Genomic DNA, 6831 nt, shown 5'->3' on the forward strand with positions numbered 1-6831 from the left:
AAAACCTAGGCCGTAGGCCTAAATGTTCCCGCTTTTAGTTTGGGTTCGACCCAATGAAGCGGCGTACTTTAGCGGCCAAGTTTTGTCGTAAGGCGCTCAGCCGCGAAGCGGCTCGAAAGCGCCTATCTCGACTTGTCGAGGCATTTTTGGGGGTAGGCGGCCGTAGGCCGGGCGAAGGGAGGAGGTACGACGACCGAAGGGTAGGCGAGCACAACGTGCTCGAAAAAGAGAGGGCAGCGAATTTCTGTGCCCTCACGAGCCCTGTAGAAGAACATAAGAGGAGGTTTCTTAAAATTCATTGTAAATCAGTATGTTAGCGTGCACCCCTGCACACTCTAGAGTGTGCAGGGGTGCACACTCTAGAGTGTGCAGGTTATGTGCATACAGCACGCATGAATGTGCGATATGCACATTGAAGGGTGCTGTATGTACGTGCTATAAGTCATTAACAGAGTGCGATATGCACATTGAATTGTTCAGGGGTGCACAATGGATGATCAGCAAGTAGGAAAGCCACCAGCAACACAGAGAAAGAACAAGACATGGGTTCAAACCGAAAGAGCTGCACATGAGGCGTGGGCGCACCTCATCGGCACAGCTCCCATGGCTGCAAGGCTCGCTCATGTCTTAGTAGCCCATATGGGCGACTCGAACACTGTCGTAGCAAGCCAAACCACCTTAGGTGAACTAATGGCTTCTACAACAGGAAAACCAGTACACCGTAACTCCGTTAGAAAGGCGATTCAGAAGCTTCAGGCAGACCGTTGGATCGAAGTAGTTCAGCTAGGTGGGAAAGGGGGCGCACTGGCTTATAGGATCAACGACCGAGTAGCGTGGGGTGAGAAGCGGGACAAACTACGCTATAGCCGCTTTTCTGCCCAAGTTTTGGCCTCATCGAGCGAACAGACACAGCCAATTGATGGACGTCCAGAACTGCGCCAAATTCCTACATTAATGCGTGGAGAAGAACAGGTACCTTACGGACCACACGACGATCCCCCTAGCCAAGGCCTCCTGGAAGGAGCTGAGCCCGACCTCCCCTACAGGGAAGCAGATTTTTTCGGGCGGGAGTAGCAAGCACGGGTTGCTTTCTAGCCCAGCTTGCCACCCTACTTCCGAGCTTTCAAAGCAGCCATCTCAGCAGCAAATAGATGCGCTGAACACCTCTCGGCATCTGACTGATCAAGCTTCTCGGGAGCAGGCAATCTTTTCAGTTCTCTTAGCTCCTCGCGCATCCCTGCGAGCTCATCAGCTTGACGTTTAGTTAGCTCAACGAGCTCAGATAACAACTGTGTCATCTCTGCTACAGATGCTTGTTGCGTGAGGCTAGGTGTACCCGTTGCGTCACGTTGCGTCTTGGTGGGTGAGTTGACTGGCTCTCCCCAAACGCGCAGCAATTCAGAAAACGCAATCACACGCGTACCATCGCCACGTACTGTTGATGACACGCGGCCTGCCTTCATGGCTCGGTGTACTGTAGAGCGTGCTTTTCCGTACAATTTTGCAGCTTGAGCCACCGTCAATTGTTGCTGTTGCACAGTAGAGCGTCCTGTTGCGTTGCGACTGTTGCGTCAGTGTACCTTCTGATGCCACCTGCAAGGGTGGTTACGGTCAGCCAAGACGGCCACGCGAAATTCTAGCGGATGGCTGCTAGGCAAGAATCCTTATGCTAGTCTTCTAATGTGCTCGCTTCGGCGAGATGCAAGGAGAGCCGGCTCCTCTATCAAACCGGACATAAGCTAGCAGCCATTCTGGGGACGGCACTCAGAGTCGCGAACGATGCGACCGAGCTGAATAACAGTCAGCAGCTTCACTGGGCATTTGGCTCCCGGGGTTCGCAGATGATGCGAATGTGCTGCAACCTAAAAGCGAGTGGCTTCACTGGGATTCGCGCCCAGGGCCGCAGGTAATGCGGCTGTGCTGCTGTGAAAGCACTGTTCACCCCAATGTGATCAGCGCGGCGACTATTGGTCTCTGTCTTCTCGTGATTAAGAAGACAGAGCCGGGCTTGATCTGAAATTTTTCAGGTTCAGGTGCGGGATAGTTGCGCCTAAATTTTGAGTATTGGCTCCTCAATGCCTGATTTAGCGCACCTTACGCTACCGGTCGCTTCAAAACCCTCCTAAAAAACGTCTCCGGCCCCGCTGTCACACGCCCGTGTGCTCAGTGCTAGCGCGTTGCGTCTCTACTTTTCATCGCCGCAGTCATCGGCGTAGAGCGGCAACTCCTGGCACTGCCTCACGTGCATGTGGCGACGCGTCCGGCTGACCAATAATCGAACGCCCGGCTACTGCCCTCTGGCACGAGACTCGCTCAGGCGACCTCGAGATCAGCCATATATGGCGTTCACGAAACGTGCAGGTAGCGGCGCGTCCGTCTCTGTGCGGTGCACAGAGACGGACGCCGTCAGGCGCCCGCGAACCCACGGGGGCTCAATGCCCCCGCGGGTTCGAGCGTCACCAAACCCTGCACCAAAACTCATTGCTGACACCTGCACATCGCGTTGTCCGGCGTTCGCGCCACCTACCTGGCTGGTAGGCATGACCTTGCCCTGTGTCGTCAGCAATGAGCGCGCCTTGACCGTAGGAGCTGCCACCTCCCGCCACGATCCCCTGCCCACTCACTGAGTGTCGCGATCGGATGCGCACACAAAATTTCCGGACGATTCCGGCGGCCATGTCACGAGACGACATGCTTCCCAGGTCTGACCGCGCCCAAAAGCGGTTTAACACTTACCGAACGCCTTGGCAGGACACCGGGAAGCGACTTCGACATCCCCTATCACCACGACGCAGGAGGCTTCGTGATGGGCAAATACGCATCGAAACGTAACTACGGCTATGGAAAGCAAATGGCCTACGCCGGGCATCAGGCCCTGGTGAGCCTCTATGGCCGAGGCCACTACTCGACAGTGGCCACGCATTCGGACCGCTGGGGCCAGTTTTCCCAGTGGGCCAAGGACAATGGCGTGAAGGATCTCGCCACGACACCCAACCAGGCACTGCTGGAACGCTATGCCGAACACCTTCAGACACAGGTGATGTCGGGAGATATCGCCGTCTCGACGGCCCAGAATCTCCTGAGCAGCGCCAATACGACCTTTCTGGCCCTGCGCGGCGATCACAGAGTGCGGGTGTCCCCGTCGCAGTACGCCGGGAAGCGCAGCAATGTGCGACAGACAGCGCCGACAGCGTTGGACACCGATAAAGTCACCCAGACTTGCCGAGCCTTGGAGGCAGCAGGCTTACCCCGCGCGTCTGCCGTCCTGCAGCTGGCTGCCGCGTTTGGGGTTCGCCGTGAAGAAGCGATCAAGGCGGACCTGGAGCGATGGCATCGTGAGGCGTCCAGAAAGGGCGTTGTAGACGTGCAAGAGGGCACCAAGGGCGGAAGGTCGGCGCAGCGCTTAATCGCCGTCAGTGAGCCTCAGCGGGCCGCTCTGGCCTATGCACGCTCAGTACGTCCCGAAGGAAGCCGAAATCTACTGGCACTTGAGGAACGCTATGCGGATCTGGCGACAGCTCGGCAAGGTGAACTCAATCGTGCCCGTCCCATCCTGAAGACACATGGCCTCAGTGGCTTCCACGACGCCCGGGCCGCGTACGCCTGTGCCCGCTATGCCGTGATTACGGGCCACCCTGCGCCTGCTGTCAGCGGCTCACTCTCGCCCCACAAATCTCAAGATCAGTTGGCACGTCGATTGATCAGCCAGGAACTTGGACATAACCGCCTCGATGTCACCGTGGCGTACCTAGGAGGACGTAAATGATGTTCTACGCAAACGGCACCCCGATTCAGGTCGACGGCAACATGCTGGAAAACCTGTTGAAGTGCGATCCGCGAAAGCAACGGGGGGGCCGGGCCCATGGTCGCCGTATGGTGCGAATTCAGCAGTTAATCCATGAACGTTTCGGCGTGCGGCATCCCTGGCAATGGAAAGCCAAGCACGTACGCTGGCTGATGAAAGATGGCTTGGGGAATATCTCCCCTGCGACGGCTTATGACTACTGGCGTACTTGCCGATGGGTCCTGCAAGTGACAGGGGTTTATGAGGATTGGGAACCTCACTTGCGTGGGCCTTGGCTTAATCCGAAGGGTGAACTGCGTCCCGCAGGACGTGGAGGACGACCGTATTGTCGGTATTAATGCAAAATTCTTCCATCTTCGAATTAAAGGTGAACCTGATAGGCAGTATTTTCAGGAGGACCATCGGCATTATAAATAAAAACATTTACAAAACATCAAAGCATATAATACACTTATAAACTTTAATGTTTTACATGAAACGGAATTCTGTCGATGCTAAAAAAACAGATGCTATTTATACCTATTGCTATTATCGCTGCTATAACGTCAGCATGCGGAAATAGCTCAGACATTGATTATAAAATAACTAAAGACAGCGAAATGTCTAGTATTAAGCGTACTGTGGAAATCATACTGCCTGAGAGGGTAGATGAGAAAGAGCTAGCTAAAATAGCGAATGATATATATGAGGATGGGTTCAAAAGAACATTCATTGGCTATCGTGTAAAGGGGAACACTGAGGGAGCGTACTGGGCAACTACAAATTACAACCCCGAGTTAAAAGTTAATATTATTGGATTAAACAAGGAAACTTATAAAAAACTAATTAGCTCAGAATCAAATATCGAAGGTTCTATAATTGGAAGCTGGTATATTTCAGATGGACCGATAGAGTATAAGCTGCATATATATTCCAAGAATGGAAAACACAATATAAAAACAATTTTCTCTGACGGCAGCGAAACTTCAGAAGGGTTAGAAACCTTAGAAAAAGATGGACGTAAACGATACTTTACATCTAATGGCAAAGATATTGGTGAATATTACATAATAAGAAAAGACGGTGACCTAGAGCTATGGGGGAGCAGTGGCAACTACTATACAGCAAAGAGCATATAGCCTTACTAGTTATTATTTCAGAAACAAGCCTTGCATTAAGATCCTAAAGCAAGACATTGGTGAATAAACCGTCAGTTAATAGGGAGAAGAAAAATGAGTGTAGAGAAAGAGATTCTAGAGCAACAGCTTGTACGTGGCATTTTCGAAAACGCTGCGTTCGATGGGACTGAAGGAATTGCTAGGCTTGCAATAGACCGTGGGTATGATGCACTGACAACGCGGCAAAAAAATGTGATAAATCCTTACCTGACACAGCCATGCTCTGGCGTTACTAATCCAGGAGGGCATCATAATGAATGTACTAATGTTTTAGAAGGTCGGGAACTCTTGGCTGCTTATCATCAAAGTTTTGATACTGATAGCTTATTATGTGAAGCATGTAGAGGTGAAGAGGGGTACTACGAGAATCAGTGGGCTAAAATCTCTCAAGAATAAATCTTTATGATTTTCTTGCTTATCCGCAGCCTTAACAGCTGCGGATAAGTCTGATAATGGTCTTGGAATATCAACATACGTTACGCTAGAAATACTACAGCCACACGAAGCTGCTCATAAAATTCGAGGAAAATCACAGACTCCCCATTATCTTTTTTAGATATTCTATAAGAAAAAACTTCGCGGTTATCTCCATAAGGAGCAAGATTATAAAAAATCTCCCGAGTTTTTTCGTTCAGTTCAAAGTGATTTTTATTTAGCTCTACGTCATTAGGCGTTCCTAGATAAGAAAGAAAGTTTATTGTATTTTTTGAGCTACCCAACCATTTTTCTTTGAAGTGATGATAATAAATCCCACACGCCATATGATGAAATATTGAATCGACTCGATCAAGATCAACTTCAAAAGACATTGACTCTTCAAGTTTATCAGACTTACCATCGTCAAGGAAAACTTTTTTAGGGTTATTAAATATAGTATCTAATATATGAGGTTTTCTTTTAAAAGCTTTAAGTGCTCTTCTTTCAAAAAGGGCCGACTTAAACTCGTTTCCATAAAATGCGCAAGACATTACAAGCATAATATACTCATCATCAATTGATTTTGATGAGTTATGAGTATCGCAAGAAGGTACCTTTATTAAATTCTTCCTCATCGTAACCCCCTTTCCAAGCTCACTATCTTTAGGAAAAAGACTTTTAGGAGGGACATGTTCTTTAGATGTGGCTTCTGCGTTACACATATAACAAGTTTCTTTACATTTCATCTAAATCTTCCATTATATTCTTACTAATATCTTACTACCAATAGTATGATCTAGCTTGTCAGATCTATCCAAGTATAAATTAGTCAAGCTAAAAAACACAAATTAAGTTACAAATCACATAACAACTCATGAGAAATATCTAGACTCGATCTTTTTCACTAGCCTGACCTTATAAAAATCAACTCATGATAATGCGGATAATCATGAATTTCGGGCTTAATTGCTAAAAAATACGAAGCTCCGTCGCAAAAATGCGATTCACTTAACCGGCCCTAATGGGCCGGTCGCTTACGCGCTAACGCCCTTCGGTTGTTAGGTACGCCCCTTTACCGCACACCCGGGCTCGTTCGTACCTCACTCGCACCTGGGTGCACGTCTTGGGCCGTACCAGTGAAAGGCTCTAATGACTTCCTTTCTTCTTAGTAGTACCAAGCTGTAGCACTCCACCGTACTTCTCGAAAACCTAGGCCGTAGGCCTAAATGTTCCCGCTTTTAGTTTGGGTTCGACCCAATGAAGCGGCGTACTTTAGCGGCCAAGTTTTGTCGTAAGGCGCTCAGCCGCGAAGCGGCTCGAAAGCGCCTATCTCGACTTGTCGAGGCATTTTTGGGGGTAGGCGGCCGTAGGCCGGGCGAAGGGAGGAGGTACGACGACCGAAGGGTAGGCGAGCACAACGTGCTCGAAAAAGAGAGGGCAGCGAATTTCTGT

Annotated in this window: 6 protein-coding genes; 4 read left to right on the forward strand and 2 right to left on the reverse strand. The window is 49.8% G+C overall.

Translation table 11 applies throughout. The annotated features are described in order from the left end of the window. Positions 1-1109: 1109 nt before the first annotated feature. Positions 1110-1538 carry a hypothetical protein gene (locus AOG28_RS18380; RefSeq protein WP_152965473.1) on the reverse strand — a complete coding sequence of 143 codons (429 nt, stop codon included), beginning with the start codon at positions 1536-1538 and terminating at the stop codon, positions 1110-1112. A 1268-nt stretch (positions 1539-2806) separates the two neighbouring features. Here AOG28_RS18380 and AOG28_RS17335 point away from each other — a divergent pair. The 4 genes from AOG28_RS17335 (at position 2807) to AOG28_RS18060 (ending at position 5358) form a co-directional block, all read left to right on the forward strand. Beyond that, the gene (locus tag AOG28_RS17335) at positions 2807-3766 is read left to right on the forward strand and encodes an integrase domain-containing protein (protein WP_054557339.1); all 960 of its coding nucleotides are present in this window, start codon (positions 2807-2809) and stop codon (positions 3764-3766) included. Beyond that, complete coding sequence (locus AOG28_RS18385; RefSeq protein WP_152965474.1) at positions 3763-4143, forward strand: hypothetical protein; 381 nt, start codon at positions 3763-3765, stop codon at positions 4141-4143. The genes AOG28_RS17335 and AOG28_RS18385 overlap by 4 nt, the downstream gene beginning before the upstream one ends. 153 nt (positions 4144-4296) lie before the next feature. Beyond that, complete coding sequence (locus AOG28_RS18390) at positions 4297-4923, forward strand: hypothetical protein (RefSeq protein ID WP_152965475.1); 627 nt, start codon at positions 4297-4299, stop codon at positions 4921-4923. A 93-nt stretch (positions 4924-5016) separates the two neighbouring features. After that, positions 5017-5358, forward strand: coding sequence for a hypothetical protein (locus AOG28_RS18060; protein WP_082388967.1), 342 nt, complete (start codon positions 5017-5019; stop codon positions 5356-5358). 80 nt (positions 5359-5438) lie between these two features. On the opposite strand, the gene AOG28_RS18395 is transcribed toward AOG28_RS18060, so the two are convergent. Then, positions 5439-6125, reverse strand: coding sequence for a hypothetical protein (locus AOG28_RS18395; RefSeq protein ID WP_152965476.1), 687 nt, complete (start codon positions 6123-6125; stop codon positions 5439-5441). Positions 6126-6831 lie beyond the last annotated feature (706 nt).

Source organism: Cobetia sp. UCD-24C (assembly GCF_001306765.1).
In the GTDB taxonomy this organism is placed as follows: domain Bacteria; phylum Pseudomonadota; class Gammaproteobacteria; order Pseudomonadales; family Halomonadaceae; genus Cobetia; species Cobetia amphilecti.

Coding starts and splice junctions, on each gene's coding strand:
- AOG28_RS17335 (WP_054557339.1), top strand. CDS start 2,807: ATGGGCAAATACGCATCGAAACGTAACTACGGCTATGGAAAGCAAATG.
- AOG28_RS18385 (WP_152965474.1), top strand. CDS start 3,763: ATGATGTTCTACGCAAACGGCACCCCGATTCAGGTCGACGGCAACATG.
- AOG28_RS18390 (WP_152965475.1), top strand. CDS start 4,297: ATGCTAAAAAAACAGATGCTATTTATACCTATTGCTATTATCGCTGCT.
- AOG28_RS18060 (WP_082388967.1), top strand. CDS start 5,017: ATGAGTGTAGAGAAAGAGATTCTAGAGCAACAGCTTGTACGTGGCATT.
- AOG28_RS18395 (WP_152965476.1), bottom strand. CDS start 6,125: ATGAAATGTAAAGAAACTTGTTATATGTGTAACGCAGAAGCCACATCT.